The organism is Micromonospora sp. NPDC048907 (assembly GCF_055586885.1).
The window spans coordinates 1-18,168 of record NZ_JBVJHI010000014.1; the positions used below are offsets into that span (position 1 = coordinate 1).

The following is an 18,168-nucleotide window of genomic DNA, read 5'->3' on the forward strand; positions in this document are numbered from 1 at the left end:
CCAGATCACCCAGGGCGCCGGCAACTCCGGCTGGTACTCGGCCAGCCCGTACTGCGGGCCCTGGCCCGAGCCGCAGTGGGGCAACGGCCCGTCCACGCCCCCCCCCCCCCCCCCCCCCCCCCCCCCCCCCCGGCCCCCCCCCCCCCCCCCCCCCCCCCCCCGCGACCGCGTTGGTGCACCTCAGCACCCCGACGACGGGCGCTGACGGTGGCGACCACCCACCTCCAGCTCGGCGAAGCTCAGGGCGTGTGCGCCGGGTCAGCGTCGGCGAGCGGCGAGGGCTTCTTCGGCGTACGCCCAGAGCCGGTCGGCGGCGTCGGGGTCCACCGAGTGCTCGGCCACCCCGGCCGTCGGGTCCGGGCCGCCGGGGACCACCTCGGACTCCTGGTTGTCCTCGAAGTAGCGGCCGGTGACGCCCTCGACCAGCGGCGACGCGGCCAGCAGCACGGTGGTGGCGGCGCCCTGGGCGGGGGTCTTGTAGTGCTCCGGCACCGTCACGGTGCCCGCCTCGTCGGTGGTCACGCCGAAGGAGCGCAGGGTGTCCTCGCTGAGGTGGCGCTGCAGGTTGGTCCTGATGAAGCCCGGGGCCAGGGCGTTGGCGGTGATCCCGTCGGCGGCCCAGCGCCGGGCGATGCCGACGGCCAGCAGGACGTCGGCGGTCTTGGACTGGCTGTACGCGGTCCACGGGTCGTACGGGCGGCGGGCGAAGTGGGGGTCGTCGAAGTCGACGCCGGCGCGCAGTTGCGCGCCCGAGCTGACCACGACGACACGCGCGGCGCCGGCGGACCGGAGGTTGTCGTGCAGGCCCCGGGCGAGCGCGAAGTGCCCGAGGTAGTTGGTGGCCAGCTGCAGTTCCCAGCCTTCCGGGGTCAGCCGGCGGTGCGGCAGCGCCATGATTCCGGCGTTCGCGATCAAGGCGTGCACCGGGCCGGTCCAGCCCGCGACGAAGGCGTCGACGGAGTCGAGGTCGGCCAGGTCGAGCGCGACGGCCCGCACCGTGCCGGGGCCGGCGCCGGGGAACTCGGCGACCAGGTCGTCCGCGCGGGCGGGGTCGCGCGTCGCCACCGTGACCTCCGCGCCCGCGCGGGCGAGGGCGCGGACCGTCTCCAGGCCGATGCCGGAGGCGCCGCCGGTGACGATCATGCGGCGTCCGGTGAGGTCGACGCCGTCGATGACGTCCCGGGCGGTGGCGCGGGCGGTGAATGGGGTGGTCAGGAGTGTGCTCCGTGTCATGACCGCAACGCTACGGCCGCGGTCCTGGACGGCCTATAGTTTGACGTCCGGAAAACTTTAGCCAGCGTCCGAGGGGGGGTGTGCGTGGACCCGTTGGAGGACGTTCTCTCGCTGATCGGCGCGACCAGTCGCCTTTCGGCCGGTATGTCGGCCGGCGGAGCGTGGGCCGTCCGGTTCGAGCCGCCCGCCGGCGTGAAGTTCAACGTCGTACGCCGCGGCGACTGCTGGCTGCGGGTGGACGGGGTGCCGGATCCCCTCCGGCTCCGCGCGGGCGACTGTTTCCTGCTCACCCGGCCGGTCGCGTTCACCCTGGCGAGCGACCTGGGTCTGCCGACCGAGCCGGCCGGGCCCCTGTTCACCGCGGCCACCGACGGCGTGGCCCACGCCGGCGCGGGCGACGAGGTGTCCCTCATCGGCGGCGCGTTCTCCTTCACCGACCGCGCCCAGGCCCTGCTGCTCGACGGCCTCCCGCCGGTGATCCGGGTGGCGGCGGAGACGCCGGAGGCCGCGACCGTGCGGCGGGCGGTGGACGAGATCGACGCGGAGCTGCGGCAGGACGCCGCGGGGGCGCGGCTCGTCGCCGAGCACCTGGCCGTCGTCATGCTGGTCCGGATCCTGCGCCTCCACCTCACGCGGGACGCCGGTCAGACCCGCGGCTGGCTGGCCGGCCTGAACGATCCCACCGTGGCGACCGTCCTGCGACGGATGCACGCCCGGCCCGCCCACCCCTGGACCGTCGCCGAGCTGGCCCGCAGCGCGGCGGTCTCCCGCTCCACCCTGGCGGCCCGGTTCAAGCAGGTGGTGGGCCAGGGGCCGCTGGAGTACCTCACCGCGTGGCGCATCGAACTCGCCGCCGACCGCATCCGGCGCGGCGACGGCACCGTCGCCGCCATCGCCCGCGACGTCGGGTACGGCTCGGAGAGCGCCTTCAGCGTCGCCTTCAAACGCGCTCTCGGTGTCTCGCCGCGCGCCTACCGCGCCGCCGCGGGGCGCGCGGCGTAGCGCGGCTCAGTCCACGAGCACGCCGGGGTTGAGGATGCCGTGCGGGTCGAGCGCGGCCTTCGCGGCGCGCAGGGCCAGGGCGAACGGTTCCGGACGCTGCCGGTCGTAGCCGGGACGGTGGTCGCGGCCGACGGCGTGGTGGTGGGTGATGGTGGCGTGATGGCGGTGCAGGACGTCGGTCGCCACGTCCTTGAGGTGGTCCCACACGGCCACCTCGTCGCCGGGCCGGCCCCCGGCCAGCACCGTGAAGTAGGGTGCCGCGCCGTCGGGATAGACGTGGGTGAGGCGGCAGTTGACGGCGGCGGGATGGCCGGTGGCCTCGCGCGCGGCGGCGCCGACCTCGGCCCGGACGGCGTCGATCAGGGCGGGAAGCCGGTTCCAGGTGGCAGCCGTCTCGAAGGTCTCGACGACGGCGCCCATCCGGGCGAGTCCGTCGCGCAGGTAGGGCATCCGGAGGAACGGCGCGCGCCACGCGCCGACCGCCTCGTCGTCCCGGCGGCCGGCGCCGGGAGAGGGCGTTCCGCCGTGCGCACGGGCCAGGTCCAGCGCCTGGGCGAGAGCGGCGTCCACCGGCACGGCGGCCGACTCGAAGCCGAGGACGAGGACGGACGAGCCGTCCCCTGCGGCGCCGGACAGGGCGGCCTCGCCGGCATCGAGCAGGCGGCAGTTGGCCGGGGAGAGGCCGGACCGGGCGATCGCGCGGACCGCGCGCAGCGCGGCGGCGAAGTCGGCGAACCGGACCGACGCGGAGGCCCTGTGCCGGGGGCGGTCCTGCAGGCGCATCCACGCCTCGGTGATGACCCCCAGGGTGCCCTCGGAGCCGAGGAACAGCCGGTCGGGAGACGGTCCGGCGCCGGAGGCGGGCACCTGCCACGACGTGCCGGCGCCGGCGGGGGTGACCAGCCGCAGGGACTGCACGAAGTCGTCGATGTGCGTGTGCACCGTGGCGTAGTGACCGCCCGCCCGGGTCGCGAGCCAGCCGCCGAGGGTGGAGAACTCGAAGCTCTGTGGGAAGTGCCGCAGCGTGAGGCCGTGCGGCCTGAGCTGGTCCTCCAGCGCCGGGCCGAGGACGCCGGCCTGGATGCGCGCGGCGCGGCTGTCGGTGTCGACCTCCACCACCCGGTCCATCGTGGTCAGGTCGAGCGACACCACGGCCCGGTGCGCGTCGCCGCGGTACTCCACGCCGCCGGTCACCGAGGAGCCCCCGCCGTAGGGGATCACCGCCACGCCGCGGTCACCGGCCCAGTCCAGGAGGTCGGCCACGTCCCGGTCGTCCGCCGGCCGGGCGACCAGATCGGGTATCCGCCCGGGACGCCCGCGCAGCGCCCGGATCACATCCCGGTACGCCTTGCCCATGGCGTGCGCGGCGCGCGCTTCGGGGTCGTCGGTGACAAGGTGCGCGAGGCCGCGCGGCGGTGCGACGGCGGGTCGGGCGATCCGCAGGTCGGCGACGCGAGGGCAGCGGGCGGGGGAGCGTGCCGGGGAGGAGCGCGCCCAACGCCGCGCACTCGGCGTCGTCAGGGTGTTCGTCCGCCCAGCCCCAGCCCCACCAGGAACGGGCGCGGGCGGTGGGGCGGGCGGTCGCGGCGTCGGCCATGGCCATCACGGTAGCCATCGATCACCGGGAGCGCCGGACGTCGACCGGCCGTCGGGGCGCCGGCGACTATGATGCCGTCATGGGCGAGACCCTCGCGTTGACCCTGACGCTGGAGCAGCGTGGTCCGGCGGGAGCGTTCGTGCTCTCCGACGAGCAGGTGTCCGTGGTGGGGGAGGGGCGCCGGGCGTTCCCGGTGCGCGTGAGTGTCAACGGGGTGACGCTGTCGCTGCGGCTGGCCCGGATGGGCGGGGAGAACCTGATCGGGTTGTCCCGCGCGGCGCGGACACAGGCGGGGGTGAGCATCGGGGCGACGTACGAGGTGGCCGTGGCCCTCGACGCGGAACCCCGCGGCGTGGAGGTGCCCGAGGACCTGGCCGCCGCTCTCGCCGGTGACGCCCCGGCGCAGGCGGCGTTCGCGGCGCTGGCCCCCTCGCACCGCAAGGAGTTCGTCCGCTGGGTCACCGAGGCCAAGCGGGAGGCCACCCGGGCGCGGCGCGTCACGGAGACCGTCGAGATGCTCCGCGCCGGCCGGCACCGCTGAGCGGGCGACCACAGCGGTGGGGTGGGACGGGCCGACCGACCCGTCCCACCCGGACCGCCGTGTCTAGCGGCGCGGCCGCTGCGGGACGCGCGGCAGGACGTAGGGCGGGCCACTGTAGATCAGGTCCGCCTTCATGAGCTGGTACGCCCGCTTGGGCTGGTAGTTCTCGTCGTAGATGGTGGCCAGGCCCTCCGGCGGGTCGGAGAACCAGCCGGGCACCCAGGAGTGCTTGTCGGTGAAGCCCCAGACGGTGAACGACAGGCAGTGCCGCTCGGCCAGGCAGGCCTGCAGCAGCACGTCGAAGTTCGCCGCCGCGGCCTGCAGCCGCGGGTTCACCTCGTTCGGGTCGCCCGCCTGGACTCCCTCGGTGAGCTGGCTGCGCACGTCGACCTCGGTGAACGCGGTGGCCAGCCCCAACCCGGCGAACTTCCGCAGCGCCTCGGCGACCTGGAAGGTGTCGAAGTTGCCGTACTGGGTGCCGAGGTGTCCCTGGCTGCCGATGCCGTCGATCGGTACGCGCTGGGCCAGCAGGTTCCTGGCCATGTCGTACACGAACTGGGTCTTGTCGTTGGCCGGGTCGCGGGAGCCGAAGGCCTCGATGTTGTAGTCGTTGTAGAACAGCAGGGCGTGCGGGTCGGCCGCGCGGGCCCAGCGGAACGCGTCGGCGATGTAGCCGGGGCCGAGGTGCTCGGCCCAGAATCCCTTGTAGTGCAGGGTCGACGGGGTGTCCCAGGGGTCGCTGACCGCCTCGTTGACCACGTCCCACTGCCAGATCCGGCCCTTGAAGTGGGTGACCACGGCGGTGATGTGCCGGCGCAGGATGTCGCGCAGCTCGGTGTTGCTGATGGAGCCGTCGGCGACGCCGGCGGTCAGCCAGCCGGGCAGCTGGTTGTGCCAGACCAGGACGTGCCCGCGGACGCGCTGGTTGTTCTGCTTGGCGAAGGCGAGGAGCCGGTCGGCCGGCTCCCAGTTGTAGGTGCCGCGGGTCGGCTCCAGGCTCTCCCACTTCATCACGTTCTCCGCGGTGACCGTGGAGAACTCCGACGCCGCGAGCTGGCGGTACCGCGGGTCGGCGGGGTCGTCGAGGGCGGCCATGTCGACGGCCGTGCCGACGGCGAGGCCGTGGCGCAGCGCGAGGTTGCGCAGGCTCTGGTCGGTCGGGTCGTACGGGCGGCCGGCCGTCGCCGGCGGGCTGCTGAGCGTGGCGGCGGCGGCCACGGCGACCGCGCCGGCGGCTATCCATCGTCGCAGTTTCATGGGCTTCTCCGGTGTGCGAACGGGTCGACCGGGGCGTCGACCGGGAGGGCGCCTCGTATGCGGCAGGTGACCCGCCGGGACGCCGATCAGGGGGAGGTGCGGGAAACGGTGGTGCGAGACCGAGCCGATACTTCCGAGCAAATTCCCGGTAACTGAGCCGGAACAATACGAGTGTCGATCCCCCTCGTCAACCATCGTGGATCCGGCGGCGACGGCCGGAGGAGCGACCGCGGTAGCCGCAGGCCAGGCCCGGCTGGACCCTTGACCCGCATCGCCTCAGGTCATACCGTGCCCTCAAGCGATCGGAAGTACCGGCATCCCACCGAAAGTCCCGCGGCTCCGAGCAGGCTGCCGGCCCGGGAAGTCTTCCCTTCGTTCGCTCGAGCGATGACGAAAGGGCGACAGGTGGCCGCGGACGATTCCCGGAAAGTCACCATCGCCGCGATCGCGCGGCTGGCCGGCGTGTCGGTGCCCACCGTGTCGCGGGTCGTCAACGGCCGCTCCGACGTCGCGCCGCGGACGCGGGAACGGGTCGAGGAGCTGCTGACCCGGCACGGCTACCGCCGCCGCAGGCCGAGCGCGCGGCCCAGCTCGGGTCTGATCGACCTGGTCTTCAACGACCTGGACAGCCCCTGGGCGGTCGAGATCATCCGGGGGGTCGAGGACGTCACGCACGCGGCCGGCATCGGCACGGTGGTCTCCGCGATCCACCGGCGCAGCTCGTCGGCCCGGCAGTGGCTGAACAACTTGCGCACCCGCTCCACCCAGGGGGTCATCTTCGTGACGTCCACCCTGGAGCCCCCGCTGCAGGCCGAGTTGCGCCGGCTCAACATCCCCGTCGTCATCGTCGACCCGGCCGGGGTGCCCCCGCAGGAGGCGCACACCATCGGCGCGACCAACTGGGCGGGCAGCCTGCGCGCGACCGAGTACCTGCTCGGTCTCGGCCACCGGCGGATCGGCTTCGTCGCCGGCCCGCCGCAGCTGATGTGCAGCCGGGCGCGTCTCGACGGCTACCGGGCGGCGCTGGAGACCGCCGGTCTGAGCGTCGACGAGGAGCTGATCTATCCGGGCAACTTCTACCACGAGGCCGGCTTCGCCGCGGGCAACCACCTGCTGCGCCTGCCCGAGCCGCCCACCGCGATCTTCGCCGCCAGTGACCAGATGGCCCTCGGTGTCTACGAGGCCGTGCGACGACGCGGCCTGCGGGTGCCCGACGACGTCAGCGTCGTCGGCTTCGACGACCTGCCGGAGGTCCGGTGGTGCTCCCCGCCGCTGACCACCGTCCGGCAGCCCCTCGCGAAGATGGGCCTGCTCGCCGCCCGCACGGTCCTGCGCCTGGCCCAGGGTGAGCGGATCGAGAGCCCCCGGGTGGAGCTGGCCACCCAGCTCGTCGTCCGCGACAGCGCGGCCCCGCTGGCCGGCTGACCGCGACCGGCGCCCGATCCGGTGGGAGTGGCCCCGGCGTCACCGGTAGGGGCGGCAGGAGGCCCGGACGACCAGCTCGGTGGGGAGCCGGATGTGGATGTCCCGCTCGACGCCGGCGATCAGGTCGATGAGCAGGCGCAGCGCCTCGGCGCCCATGCGCTGCAGCGGTTGCATGATCGTCGTGAGCGGGGGGTTCACCAGCGCCGACTCCGGGACGTTGTCGAAGCCGATGACGGACAGGTCGTCGGGCACGGTGAGGCCCATGTTCCGGGCGACGTCCATCGTGGAGATCGCCGAGAGGTCGTTTCCGGCGAAGATCGCGGTCGGTCGGTCGGGGAGCGAGAGCAGTTCCGCGGCCGTGCCGGCGGCGGTCTCGGTGCGGAACCCGCCGACACGCACGATCCGCTCGTCCACGGCCACGTCGGCGTCGGCCATGGCCTTGCGGAAGCCCGCCTCGCGCAGGCGCGCCGACTCGAGGTCGGGGCGTCCGCTGATGTGTCCGATGCGGCGGTGGCCGAGCGACAGCAGGTAGTTGGTGGCGAGCACGGCGCCGGCGAAGTTGTCCGAGTCGACGGTGGGCAGACCGGACGGACCGGTGTGGGGGTCGACGGCCACGACGTGGAAGCCGTGCTTGGTCTCGATCACGGTCGGTGTGACGATCACGGCGCCGTCGATGAGGGTCCCGGACAGGCGGGCCAGGGAGCGCCGCTCCCAGCCGATGGCGGCGCCCTCGCCGTCGCCGCTGGAGTAGGCGAGCAGCTGGTAGCCGCTGCCGGCGACCTCGCGGGAGGCTCCCTTGAGCAGTTCGGTGGAGAACGGCTCGAACTCGGCGACCAGGATGCCCAGCACGTTCGTGCGGTGGCTGCGCAGGCTCTGCGCACCCAGGCTGGCCTCGTAGCCGAGCTCGTGGATGACCTGCTGGACGCGCTCCACGGTCGCCTGGGCCACGCCGTACCTGCCATTGACAACCTTCGATACCGTCGCCACCGAGACGCCGGCGGTACGTGCCACATCCGACATCTTGACGCGCTCCGGGAACACCACCCGACGATGATAGAGCCGCTGCTCCGGCCCCGTCACGAGTGACTCGAAAACGTTATCGATACCGATTGACACCAAGTTTCACGGCTGTAAAACTCCCCCGCAGGCCGAGTACCGCGACTGCCTGACGGAGGAGACATCGATGGCGACGAAGCGCCGTGCGGGTGCCGCTCTGGCACTGCTTATGACAAGCGCTCTCGTCGTCGCTGGTTGCAACAGCGGCGGCGACGACGAGGCGTCCAGTGAGAGCGAGCTGTACAAGAACCCGGTGACCCTGACCTGGTGGCACAACGCCCCCCAGGACGGGCCCGGCAAGGTTTACTGGGAGAAGGTCGCCAAGGACTTCTCCGCGCTCCACCCGACCGTCAAGATCGAGATCGAGGCGATCGAGACGAACCAGCTGCAGCGCACCCGTATCCCCGCCGCGCTGCTGAGCAACGACCCGCCGGACGTCTTCATGTCGTGGGGTGGCGGCGAGCTGGTGGAGCAGGTCGAGGCCGACTACCTGAAGGACATCACCGACCAGACCAAGACCGAGGTTGCCAACATCGGCAGCGCGGCCGAGATCTGGCAGGTGAACGGCAAGCAGTACGGCCTGCCGTTCCGGATGGGCATCGAGGGCATCTGGTACAACAAGGACATGTTCGCCCAGGCGGGCATCAGCGCTCCGCCGACCACGTTCGAAGAGCTCAACGCCGCGGTCACGAAGCTCAAGGCCATCAACGTCATCCCGATCGCCGTGGGCGCCGGTGACAAGTGGCCCGCCGCGCACTGGTGGTACAACTTCGCGCTGCGCGCCTGCTCGGTCGACACGCTGAAGAAGGCGTCCACCGACAAGGTCTTCGACGACCCGTGCTTCGTGAAGGCCGGCCAGGACCTCAAGGCCTTCATCGACACCAAGCCGTTCCAGAACAACTTCATCGCCACGCCGGGCCAGAACGACCCGACCAGCGCGAACGGTCTGCTCGCCAACGGCAAGGCCGCGATGGAGCTGATGGGCGACTGGAACCGGGGCACGCTGGACAACGTCGCCACGGACAAGGCGAAGCTCGCCAAGTTCCTCGGCTGGTTCCCCGTGCCGGCGATCTCCGGCTCCGCCGGTGACCCGAAGGCGGCGCTCGGCGGCGGCGACGGGTTCGCCTGCGCCAAGAAGGCCCCGGCCGAGTGCGTCGAGTTCCTCAAGTACATCGCCAGCCCCGAGGTGCAGAAGGGCTACGCCGAGACCGGCACCGGGCTCCCGGTCGTCAAGGGATCCGAGGCCGGGATCAAGGACCCCGCGCTGAAGGCCATCCTGCAGGCCACGTCCGAGGCGAGCTACGTCCAGCTCTGGCTGGACACGGCGTACGGCAGCACCGTCGGCACCGCGATGAACGACGGTATCGTCGGCATCTTCTCCGGCAAGGGGACGCCGGAGCAGGTCGTCGCGGGGATGAAGGCAGCCGCGAGCAAGTGACCTCCACCGACCAAACCCGGTTCCCCGCCGGCGGCGTCTCCGCGCCGCCGGCGGGTCCCCGGCCCGCCGGGCGCCCGTCCTCCCGCCGGGCCGAGACCCGCCGTAAGTGGTACGAGATCATCGGGCTCACGACGCCGGCGCTCGTGGTCTACGTGATGTTCGTGCTGGTGCCGATGGGCTTCGCGGTCTACTACAGCCTGTACCGCTGGCGGGGGGTCGGGCCCCCCACCGAGTACATCGGCTTCAAGAACTACACGCTCGCCTTCCAGGACCCGATCTTCCTCGACGCGTTGCGCAACAACGCCATCATCGTGTTCGGGTCGCTGCTGATCCAGGGCCCCATCGCCCTGGGCATCGCCCTGCTGCTCAACCGCCGCTTCCGCGGGCGCGCCGTGTTCCGCCTGCTGGCGTTCGTGCCCTACGTGCTCGCCGAGGTCACCGTCGGCATCATGTGGAAGCTGATCCTGGCCGAGGGCGGCACGGTCGACGCGCTGCTGCGGTCCCTGGGACTCGGCAGCCTGGTGCAGGCCTGGCTCGCCGACCTCGACGTCGTCATCTGGACGCTGCTCTTCGTCCTCACCTGGAAGTACGTCGGCTTCGCCATCATCCTCCTGCTCGCCGGCCTGTCGAACGTGCCGCACGAGCTGACCGAGGCCGCCGCGATCGACGGCGCGAGCTGGTGGCAGACCCAGCGCCACGTCACTCTCCCGCTGCTGGGGCCGACCATCCGGATCTGGATGTTCCTGTCGATGATCGGTTCGCTGCAGGTCTTCGACGTCATCTGGGTGACCTCGGTGCCCGCGATCCGGTCGCTCGGCGCCTCCGGGACCATGGCGACGTACATGGTGGACAACGGGTTCTTCGCCCGGCTGTGGGGCTACGGCAACGCGGTCGCCGTGATCCTCTTCGTCATCTCGTTCGTCGCGGCGCTGCTGTTCCAGCGCTTCATCCTCCGCCGGGACATCGAGGGCGCCATCACGAGAAGGGCGAACTGATCATGGTCACGAACCCCGTCCGTTCTCCGTCCGCCGGACGCCGGCCGGTCTCGTGGGGCACCCCGCTGACGTACGCGCTGGCGCTCGCGGTCGCGGGCGTGTCGATCGCGCCGATCCTCTACGTGATCCTCGGCGGCTTCCGCACCACTCCACAGATCGTCGCGGACCCGGGCGGCCTGCCCGACCCGTGGGTCTTCGACAACTACACCCGGGTGCTGACGCAGGGCAAGTTCTGGCAGCAGGCGTTCAACAGCGGCGTGATCGCCCTCGGCACCACGCTCGGCGTCGTGGTGCTCGGCATGGCCGCCGCGTTCGTGCTGGCCCGGTACAGCTTCCGGGGGCGTGAGGGTCTCTACACCTTCTTCACGCTCGGCCTGCTCTTCCCGGCCGGGGCGGCGATCCTGCCGCTCTACCTGATGCTGCGGGATCTGGGCCTGGTGAACTCCTACTACGCGGTGATCCTCCCGCAGGTCGCCTTCCAGTTGCCGCTGACGATCGTGATCCTGCGGCCCTTCCTGTCCGCCATCCCGAGAGAGTTGGAGGACGCCGCCGCCATCGACGGCGCGGGTCGGCTCGGCTTCCTCTGGCGCATCGCGCTGCCGCTGTCGCGGCCCGCGCTCGTCACCGTCGGCGTCCTGGCGTTCGTGGCCAGTTGGAACGCGTTCCTGCTGCCGCTGCTCGTCCTCGGCGACGTCGACCTGCACACCCTGCCGCTCGGGGTGCAGAACTTCTCCAGCCAGTTCTCCACCGACACCGCCGGCGTCCTCGCCTTCACGTCGCTGGCGATGCTGCCGGCACTGTTCTTCTTCACGCTCGCGGAGAAGCAGATCGTCGGTGGCCTGCAGGGCGCGGTCAAGGGCTGAGCGGCAGCGGTACACGCACAACCAGAGGAAAGGCACAGCATGACTGAGGTCCACGCGGTGGTGGACGGGCCGGTACCGGCCCAGACGGCTCCCGACCACGACCGGTCCGACGGCCACACCGGCGAGGCGCGCGTACGTGAGCTGCTCGGCCGGATGACGATCGAGGAAAAGGTCGCCCAGCTCGTCGGCTTCTGGGAGAAGGAGGACGGCGAGGCGGTCGCGCCCCTGCAGGGCGAGTTCGGCGACGCCGTCACGCTCGAGGACTTCGCCCGGCACGGACTCGGCCACCTCACCCGCGCCTACGGCACCCGCCCGGTCGACGCGGCGGAACGCGCGGCCTGGCTGTGGCGGTTCCAGCGGGACCTGGTGACGGGCACCAGGTTGGGGATCCCGGCGATCGTCCACGAGGAGTGCCTGACCGGGCTCTCGGCGTGGAAGGCGGCGACCTTTCCCACCCCGCTGAGCTGGGGCGCCGCCTTCGATCCCGAACTGGTCACCGAGATGGCCGCGGCGATCGGGGCCTCGATGCGGGCGCTGGGCATCCACCAGGGTCTCGCCCCGGTGCTCGACGTGATCCGGGACCCGCGCTGGGGCCGGGTCGACGAGTGCATCGCCGAGGACCCCTACCTGGTCGGCACCCTCGGCACGTCGTACGTGCGCGGGCTCCAGTCGCAGGGCGTGCACGCCACGCTGAAGCACTTCGCCGGCTATTCCGCCTCGCGCGCCGGGCGCAACTTCGCCCCGGTGCACGCCGGCCCCCGGGAGCTGGCCGACGTGCTGTTCCTCCCGTTCGAGATGGCGATTCTCGACGGGAACGCCCGCAGCGTCATGCACTCCTACACGGAGATCGACGGCGTTCCCGTCGCGGCCGATCCGGAGATGCTGACCGGCGTGCTGCGGGACGCGTGGGGCTTCGACGGCACGCTGGTGTCCGACTACTACGGCGTCGCCTTCCTGAACCTGCTGCACCACGTCGCGGCCGACCACGCGGAGGCGGCCGTGCAGGCGCTCACCGCCGGTGTCGACGTCGAGCTCCCGACCGGCGACGCCTACCTGGCCCTGCCGGAGCGGGTGCGGGCCGGTGACCTCGACGAGGCGCTCATCGACCGGGCGGTCCTGCGGGTGCTGCGCGAGAAGCAGGAACTCGGGCTGCTCGACGCCACGTTCACGGACGCGCCGCCGCAGTCGGTCGACCTCGACTCACCGGAGCACCGGTCGATCGCCCGCCGCCTCGCCGAGGAGTCGGTCGTCCTGGTCGCCAACCAGGGCGTCCTCCCGCTGCCGGCGGGCCGGCGCCTGGCGGTCATCGGTCCGAACGCGGACCGGCAGGCCGCCCTCTTCGGGTGCTACTCCTTCCTCAACCACGTGCTCGTCCAGCACCCCGGTGTGGAGACCGGCATTGAGGTGTCGACCGCGCTCGACGCGATGCGGGAGGAGTTCGGCGCCGATCTGGTGACCTGGGCGGCCGGCTGCGACGTGGACAGCGACGACCGGTCCGGTTTCGCGGAGGCCGTCGCCACGGCGGCCGCCGCGGAGGTCGCCGTGCTGGTCGTCGGTGACCACGCCGGTCTCTTCGGCCGCGGCACGGTCGGCGAAGGCTGCGACCGGGAGGACCTGGAGCTGCCCGGCGTCCAGCGCGAGCTGGTGGAGGCCGTGCTGGACACGGGCACGCCGGTCGTCCTCGTGCTGCTCACCGGGCGCCCGTACGCGGTCGGGTGGGCGCTGTCGCGCTGCGCGGCGGTCGTGCAGGCGTTCTTCCCCGGTGAGGAGGGGGCCGGCGCGATCGCGGGCGTGCTCTCCGGGCGGGTCAACCCGTCGGGCCGGCTGCCGGTCAGCCTGCCCGGCTCGGCGGGGGCGCAGCCGTACTCCTACCTGCACCCCACGCTCGGCGAGGGCAGCGAGGTGACCAACCTGCCGGCGACGCCCGCGGCGGCGTTCGGCCACGGCCTGTCCTACACGACGTTCGCGCACACCGACCTCTGCGCCCCGGCGACGGCACCGACCGACGGGGCGCTGCACGTGACGGTGCGGGTGACCAACACCGGCACGGTGGCCGGCGACGACGTCGTGCAGCTCTACGGCCGCGACCTGGTGGCGTCGGTGACCCGGCCGGTGGCGCAGCTGCTCGGCTACCGGAGGGTCCACCTGGATCCGGGCCAGTCGGTCACCGTCGAGCTGACGGTCCCCACCACCCGCCTGGCCTTCTCCGACCGCACGCTCACCCGCGTCGTGGAGCCCGGCGAGGTCGAACTCTGGGTCGGCACGAGCGCGCGGCGGGACACGGAGGCGCTGACCACCCTGGTCGGTGACACCGCGCCGATCACCGCCGACTCCCCGCGCTGGACCACGTCCGAGATCAGGTGAGGCCGGTCCGCCGGGCGTCCCCGTGACGCCCGGCGGACCGGCACCGTTTCAGTGGAGGGGCCGTCCCCGGGCGTCGGGGACCCCCGACTTGCGGAAGAAGTAGGCGTTGACCTGGTCCCGCCACTCCTCCGCGCAGCGCAGCTGTTCGTCGAGGCGTTCGCGCACCCGGTCGTACACCCTCGGGTCGAGCCGTCCGGCGAGCCCGTCCCACCGCCGCCGCATGGCCACCACCTGCTCCACCCCGGCGAAGTGGGTGTCGTAGATGTGCTGGATGACGGTGGACCCGCTGTGCAGCACGTGCCCGTACGGCACGTGGTGGAAGAACAGCAGCAGCTCGTCGGGGCACCGCTCACGCGACTCGTAGACGTCCGACCACGGCTGCGGGTACTGGCCGGTGAACCCGGTGCCCGTGGCGCGGGTGCGGTCGACGCCCACGCCGTCCCGGTCGGCGAAGTGGTAGGTGCCCCAGGCGGTGTACTCGTACCCGTCCACGTCGGGGCCGTAGTGGTGGCCGGGGCGGACCATGAAGCCGACGCCCAGCGGCGCGGTGTACCGCTCGTAGGTGCGCCAGGAGTCGTCCATGATGGCGTGCAGCGCCCGGCGCAGCGGCCCGGGACAGCCGGGCGCCGGCCGCACGAAGGTGAGGTCGATCCATTCGTCGAGCACCGCCACCGGGTCCAGGCGGGGATCCCAGGCCAGCCGGCCGAAGGCGTACAGGTTCGCCTGCGCCAGCGGGTGTCCCGTCCAGAACGGGTCGTCGCCCACGTTGGAGACCGCCACCAGCCCGCCGCCGTCCGCGGGGTTCGTGCCGGCCACCACGTCGGCGAAGGTCGGCCCGCTGGCGCCCCACGGCGCGAACCCGAGCGTCTCGCTCCACCAGGGGGCCAGGTAGCAGACGTGCCGCTGCTGGCCGGTGTACTCCTGGGTCGCCTGGAACTCCACCGCCAGCCGGGTCCGCGGCATGGCCGCGAGCAGCGGGGAGACCGGCTCCCGCGGTTGGAAGTCCATCGGGCCGTGCTTCACCTGCAGGATCACGTTGTCGTGGAACCGCCCGTCGAGGGGCGTGAAGTGGTCGTGGGCGGCGCGGGCCCGGTCGGTCGACCGGTCGCGCCAGTCCTGGCGGTGGTCGTAGACGAAGGCCCTCCAGTGCACCACGCCCCCGAACGGCGCCAGCGCGTCGGCGAGGAGGTTCGCACCGTCGGCGTGGCTGCGCCCGTACGCGAACGGGCCCGGCTGCCCCTCGGAGTCCGCCTTCACCACGTAGCCGCCGAAGTCGGGGATGCTCTCGTACACCGTGCGGGTGGTGTCGGCCCACCACGCCCGCACGTCGTCGACAAGCGGATCCGCGGTCGGCAGGCCGCCGAGAGCGACGGGGGCGGCGAAGCTGACCGACAGGTGCACCCGGATCCCGTACGGCCGCAGGACGTCCGCGATCGCGGCGACGTCGCCGAGCCGCTCGGTCAGCAGCCGCGCCTCGGTGGCATGGACGTTCACGTTGTTCACCGAGACCGCGTTGACCCCGCAGGCGGCGAGCAGCCGGCCGTAGGCCCCCACCCGGCTCAGGTCGTCGCGGCGGGCGCCGTCGCGCCAGAAGATCGACCCGCCGGCGTAGCCGCGCTCGACCTGCCCCGTCACCGGATGCACGTCGACGTTGTCCCAGTGGTCGAGCATGCGCAGCCGCACGGCCGGGCGGTGCAGTTCCGGCGGGCGGGTGAGGCCGAACGCCGACTCGCCGAGCCGGACCAGGTGGAACAGGCCGTGGAGCAGCCCGGCGGGCGCCTCGGCCAGCACCACCGTGACCTCGGCGTGCCGGGCCAGCAGGAAACCCTCCTCGCCGAGCGCGCCGGTCCCGTGGCGCCGCCGGTAGCCGACGTGGACGGCCGCCGCGGCGAGCGGCAGCAGCGCGGTCGGGACCAGCGCGAGCACCAGGTCGTACGGCGTGCCCGCGGCCGGTCGGTCCAGGGACGCCGGTCGCGGCGGAGGCCGGTCGGTGCTGCCGCCGTACCGCGCGCACGCCCGGGACAACTCGTCGCGGACCGTGTCGACGAGCAGGCCCTCGCCGCACACCAGGCTCCGCCGGGACCCGAGGGCGCGGAACGCCTCCGGCGGCAGCCAGGCGGCGTGCACCTCGTCCGGCCGGGCGGCGTCCACGGACCTCCCGGGGCCGGCGACCGGCAGGCTCACGCCGTGAACTCCGTCCGGATCTGCCTGATCATCGGGTCGCTGCCGCGCAGCACCGCCAGCACCAGCACCGCGGCCAGCGCCACCAGCAGCGCCGCGGAGGTGGCCAGCAGCAGCGCGGCCGCCGCGGCCAGCAGCCCGGCGGTGCCGACCGTGACGACCGGGGTACGCAGGACGAAGAACCGGGCCAGCCGCAGGACGTCGCGCGCCCGGAAGGCGAACAGCGAGGTGATCACCAGCGCGTTCACGCCCACCAGGACGGACGCCACCCCGACCAGCACCAGCGGCACGGCCCACCAGCGCGGTACCCCGGCGGCCGGCAGGTGGGCCAGGTTCACCGCGACGACGGTCAGCCACAGCAACAGCGGCACCCAGACCAGCAGGGAGTCGGCGAGGTTGCCCCGGTAGCCGCGCCAGAAGACCCGGGCCGGGTGCAGGTCGGTCAGGTCCGGGCGCTGGTGGTGCAGCGCGTACACCGCGGCGGACAGGGCGGGGCCGGCCGGGACCGCGCAGGCCGCGGCCAGCGGGAGGTTGCTGACGTCCCGGTCCAGCAGTGCCAGCGTCACCAGGCCCGGCGCGGTGGTGAGCACCAGCAGCAGCTCGACCACCAGGAGGGTGTAGACCAGCGCGGCGGCGCGGGACAGCGGCCCGTCGCCGAACCCGGACCGGGCGGTCGCGCCGCTCATGCGGACTCCTCCCCGGCGGGCTGGCCGAGCAGCCGCTCGTCCGCCCACCACGGCGGGGTCTCGTCGGTGACGGGGGTGAGCTCGACCAGGGTCACCTCGTGCCGGGAGAGGTGCAGGTCGAGCGCGACGCGGCCGGCCACGACCGGCAGGTTCCCGTGCCGCCTTGCCGGCTCGGCCGCCTCCCGCAGCGCGTCCAGTTGCCGGCGGTCGGGGGAGCGGGGCCGCCCCAGCTCGCACCAGGCCCGCCAGGCGTTGCCCGCCTCCTCGCCGACCGACGAGCGCAGCAGGAACGCGGAGGTCGCCCCGGGTGGCGACAGCGGCAGGGACAGCCGCACCGTGTGGGCGTCGGGGACCGGCTCGCGGCCGGTGACGTCCACGGGCGCCCAGGCCAGCACCGTGACGCGACCGGTGGCGTCGCGGGTGGCCAGGTGGTCGGTGCCGCGGGCGAGGACCTGGTCGCCCATCCGGGCGAGGAAGGCGTACAGGTGGTAGGTCGGTTTCTTGACCTGGCGGTGGGTGAGCAGGCCGAAGCCGCCGTGGAACAGTGCGGTGGGCACCCCTTCCTCCTCGAACATGTCGCTGAAGGTCCAGTAGGAGAAGGAGTCGACCAGGTCGCCGCCGGCGGCCACCACCGGGGCGAGGTACGCCGCGTGGAATGCCGTGTCGTGGATCGGGTTGTCCGGCCGGTAGGAGGAGTTGAACTCGGTGATGTGCACGGGCAGCCCCGCCAGGGCGGTGTCCCGCAGCACCTCGCGTGGGGTGGCGAACTGCTCCAGCAACCGGGCGGCCGGGGCCAGCGTCTGGTGCACCCCGAACGGCACGTGCTGTGCGGGTCCGGAGGTGTAGGCGTGCTTGCTGACGAAGTCGATGGGCACCGACCGGGCGGCGACGAAGTCGGCGAAGCGGGGGAGCCAGTCGTCGGCGCCGGGGGAGAGCGCCGGGCCGCCCACCTGGAGGTCGGCGTCGACCTCCTTCACGGCGTGCGCGGTCACCTCGTACAGCCGGTGGTAGGCGGCCTCGTCCGCGCCCGGCCAGAAGTGGGTGAGGTTGGGTTCGTTCCACACCTCGATCGGCCAGCCGCGCACCTCGTCGAGTCCGTAGCGGTCGACGAGGTGGGTGATCGTGGCACGGACCAGGTCCGCCCACTCGGTCCAGGACCGCGGCGGGGTGACGTTGCCGCGCCACCAGAACACCGTCTGGTCACCGGAGGCGAGGGCGGACGGCATGAAGCCCAGTTCCAGGAAGGGACGGATGCCGAGGTCGAGGTAGGTGTCGACCACCTGGTCGACGTAGGTGAACGCGTGCCGCACGTGCCGTGAGCCGCGGTACTCGTAGGGCCGGTGGACCCCCATGCCGTCGCTGAGCAGCCCGTGACCGCGGATGTGCCGGAAGCCGATCTCCCGCTGGACCAGCGCCAGCGAGTCCTGGTGGTCCCGCCGCAGGGCGAGGTCGAACCGGCCCGTGCCGACGCAGGCGCGCCAGGCGTCGCCGAGCCGGCCCGTGGCCCGATCCGGTACGACGACGCGCATG

The 18,168-nt window shown here is 72.9% G+C and carries 13 protein-coding genes and 1 pseudogene; 7 read left to right on the forward strand and 7 right to left on the reverse strand.

The window, feature by feature from the left end; all coding sequences use genetic code 11:
- Window positions 1-258: 258 nt before the first annotated feature.
- Entirely contained in the window at window positions 259-1,233 is a 975-nt protein-coding gene (locus tag ACZ6PY_RS30100; protein ID WP_466078591.1) for an SDR family NAD(P)-dependent oxidoreductase, read from the reverse strand.
- Window positions 1,234-1,317: 84 nt separating this feature from the next.
- Between ACZ6PY_RS30100 and ACZ6PY_RS30105 the strand changes: the two genes are divergently transcribed.
- The gene (locus ACZ6PY_RS30105) at window positions 1,318-2,235 is read left to right on the forward strand and encodes an AraC family transcriptional regulator (protein WP_466078594.1); all 918 of its coding nucleotides are present in this window, start codon (window positions 1,318-1,320) and stop codon (window positions 2,233-2,235) included.
- Between the two features lie 6 nt (window positions 2,236-2,241).
- Here the strand turns inward: ACZ6PY_RS30105 and ACZ6PY_RS30110 are convergent.
- Window positions 2,242-3,832 (reverse strand): annotated as a pseudogene (locus tag ACZ6PY_RS30110) (FAD-binding oxidoreductase).
- Between the two features lie 79 nt (window positions 3,833-3,911).
- Here ACZ6PY_RS30110 and ACZ6PY_RS30115 point away from each other — a divergent pair.
- The gene (locus ACZ6PY_RS30115) at window positions 3,912-4,373 is read left to right on the forward strand and encodes a YdeI/OmpD-associated family protein (RefSeq protein WP_466078597.1); all 462 of its coding nucleotides are present in this window, start codon (window positions 3,912-3,914) and stop codon (window positions 4,371-4,373) included.
- 63 nt (window positions 4,374-4,436) lie between these two features.
- On the opposite strand, the gene ACZ6PY_RS30120 is transcribed toward ACZ6PY_RS30115, so the two are convergent.
- Window positions 4,437-5,630, reverse strand: coding sequence for an endo-1,4-beta-xylanase (locus ACZ6PY_RS30120; RefSeq protein ID WP_466078600.1), 1,194 nt, complete (start codon window positions 5,628-5,630; stop codon window positions 4,437-4,439).
- Between the two features lie 387 nt (window positions 5,631-6,017).
- Between ACZ6PY_RS30120 and ACZ6PY_RS30125 the strand changes: the two genes are divergently transcribed.
- The gene (locus ACZ6PY_RS30125) at window positions 6,018-7,055 is read left to right on the forward strand and encodes a LacI family DNA-binding transcriptional regulator (RefSeq protein WP_466078604.1); all 1,038 of its coding nucleotides are present in this window, start codon (window positions 6,018-6,020) and stop codon (window positions 7,053-7,055) included.
- A gap of 39 nt (window positions 7,056-7,094) precedes the next feature.
- Here the strand turns inward: ACZ6PY_RS30125 and ACZ6PY_RS30130 are convergent, their stop codons facing one another.
- Complete coding sequence (locus tag ACZ6PY_RS30130) at window positions 7,095-8,075, reverse strand: LacI family DNA-binding transcriptional regulator (protein ID WP_466078669.1); 981 nt, start codon at window positions 8,073-8,075, stop codon at window positions 7,095-7,097.
- A 163-nt stretch (window positions 8,076-8,238) separates the two neighbouring features.
- Between ACZ6PY_RS30130 and ACZ6PY_RS30135 the strand changes: the two genes are divergently transcribed.
- From ACZ6PY_RS30135 to ACZ6PY_RS30150, 4 genes are read left to right on the forward strand one after another with little or no spacing between them, the layout of a single operon-like run.
- Complete coding sequence (locus tag ACZ6PY_RS30135; RefSeq protein WP_466078607.1) at window positions 8,239-9,549, forward strand: extracellular solute-binding protein; 1,311 nt, start codon at window positions 8,239-8,241, stop codon at window positions 9,547-9,549.
- Window positions 9,546-10,544, forward strand: coding sequence for a carbohydrate ABC transporter permease (locus ACZ6PY_RS30140; protein WP_466078613.1), 999 nt, complete (start codon window positions 9,546-9,548; stop codon window positions 10,542-10,544). Before ACZ6PY_RS30135 ends, ACZ6PY_RS30140 begins: the two co-directional genes overlap by 4 nt.
- Before the next feature lie 2 nt (window positions 10,545-10,546).
- A complete protein-coding gene (locus ACZ6PY_RS30145) occupies window positions 10,547-11,407 on the forward strand; it encodes a carbohydrate ABC transporter permease (RefSeq protein ID WP_466078616.1) in 861 nt (286 codons plus the stop codon).
- A gap of 39 nt (window positions 11,408-11,446) precedes the next feature.
- The gene (locus ACZ6PY_RS30150) at window positions 11,447-13,771 is read left to right on the forward strand and encodes a beta-xylosidase/alpha-l-arabinosidase (protein WP_466078619.1); all 2,325 of its coding nucleotides are present in this window, start codon (window positions 11,447-11,449) and stop codon (window positions 13,769-13,771) included.
- Window positions 13,772-13,819: 48 nt separating this feature from the next.
- Here the strand turns inward: ACZ6PY_RS30150 and ACZ6PY_RS30155 are convergent, their stop codons facing one another.
- The 3 genes from ACZ6PY_RS30155 to ACZ6PY_RS30165 are packed head-to-tail and all read right to left on the reverse strand — an operon-like array spanning window position 13,820 to window position 18,167.
- A complete protein-coding gene (locus ACZ6PY_RS30155; RefSeq protein ID WP_466078622.1) occupies window positions 13,820-15,955 on the reverse strand; it encodes an alpha-glucuronidase in 2,136 nt (711 codons plus the stop codon).
- Window positions 15,952-16,638 (reverse strand): DUF624 domain-containing protein, encoded by a 687-nt coding sequence (locus ACZ6PY_RS30160; RefSeq protein WP_466078625.1) that lies wholly within the window; start codon window positions 16,636-16,638, stop codon window positions 15,952-15,954. Before ACZ6PY_RS30160 ends, ACZ6PY_RS30155 begins: the two co-directional genes overlap by 4 nt.
- A complete protein-coding gene (locus ACZ6PY_RS30165; RefSeq protein WP_466078628.1) occupies window positions 16,635-18,167 on the reverse strand; it encodes a GH39 family glycosyl hydrolase in 1,533 nt (510 codons plus the stop codon). The genes ACZ6PY_RS30160 and ACZ6PY_RS30165 overlap by 4 nt, the downstream gene beginning before the upstream one ends.
- Window position 18,168 lies beyond the last annotated feature (1 nt).

Bases quoted from the DNA above. Each gene is read 5' to 3' on its own strand.
- ACZ6PY_RS30100 (WP_466078591.1), bottom strand. From the start codon at position 1,233: ATGACACGGAGCACACTCCTGACCACCCCATTCACCGCCCGCGCCACC.
- ACZ6PY_RS30115 (WP_466078597.1), top strand. From the start codon at position 3,912: ATGGGCGAGACCCTCGCGTTGACCCTGACGCTGGAGCAGCGTGGTCCG.
- ACZ6PY_RS30120 (WP_466078600.1), bottom strand. From the start codon at position 5,630: ATGAAACTGCGACGATGGATAGCCGCCGGCGCGGTCGCCGTGGCCGCC.
- ACZ6PY_RS30125 (WP_466078604.1), top strand. From the start codon at position 6,018: ATGACGAAAGGGCGACAGGTGGCCGCGGACGATTCCCGGAAAGTCACC.
- ACZ6PY_RS30130 (WP_466078669.1), bottom strand. From the start codon at position 8,075: ATGTCGGATGTGGCACGTACCGCCGGCGTCTCGGTGGCGACGGTATCG.
- ACZ6PY_RS30135 (WP_466078607.1), top strand. From the start codon at position 8,239: ATGGCGACGAAGCGCCGTGCGGGTGCCGCTCTGGCACTGCTTATGACA.
- ACZ6PY_RS30145 (WP_466078616.1), top strand. From the start codon at position 10,547: ATGGTCACGAACCCCGTCCGTTCTCCGTCCGCCGGACGCCGGCCGGTC.
- ACZ6PY_RS30150 (WP_466078619.1), top strand. From the start codon at position 11,447: ATGACTGAGGTCCACGCGGTGGTGGACGGGCCGGTACCGGCCCAGACG.
- ACZ6PY_RS30160 (WP_466078625.1), bottom strand. From the start codon at position 16,638: ATGAGCGGCGCGACCGCCCGGTCCGGGTTCGGCGACGGGCCGCTGTCC.
- ACZ6PY_RS30165 (WP_466078628.1), bottom strand. From the start codon at position 18,167: ATGCGCGTCGTCGTACCGGATCGGGCCACGGGCCGGCTCGGCGACGCC.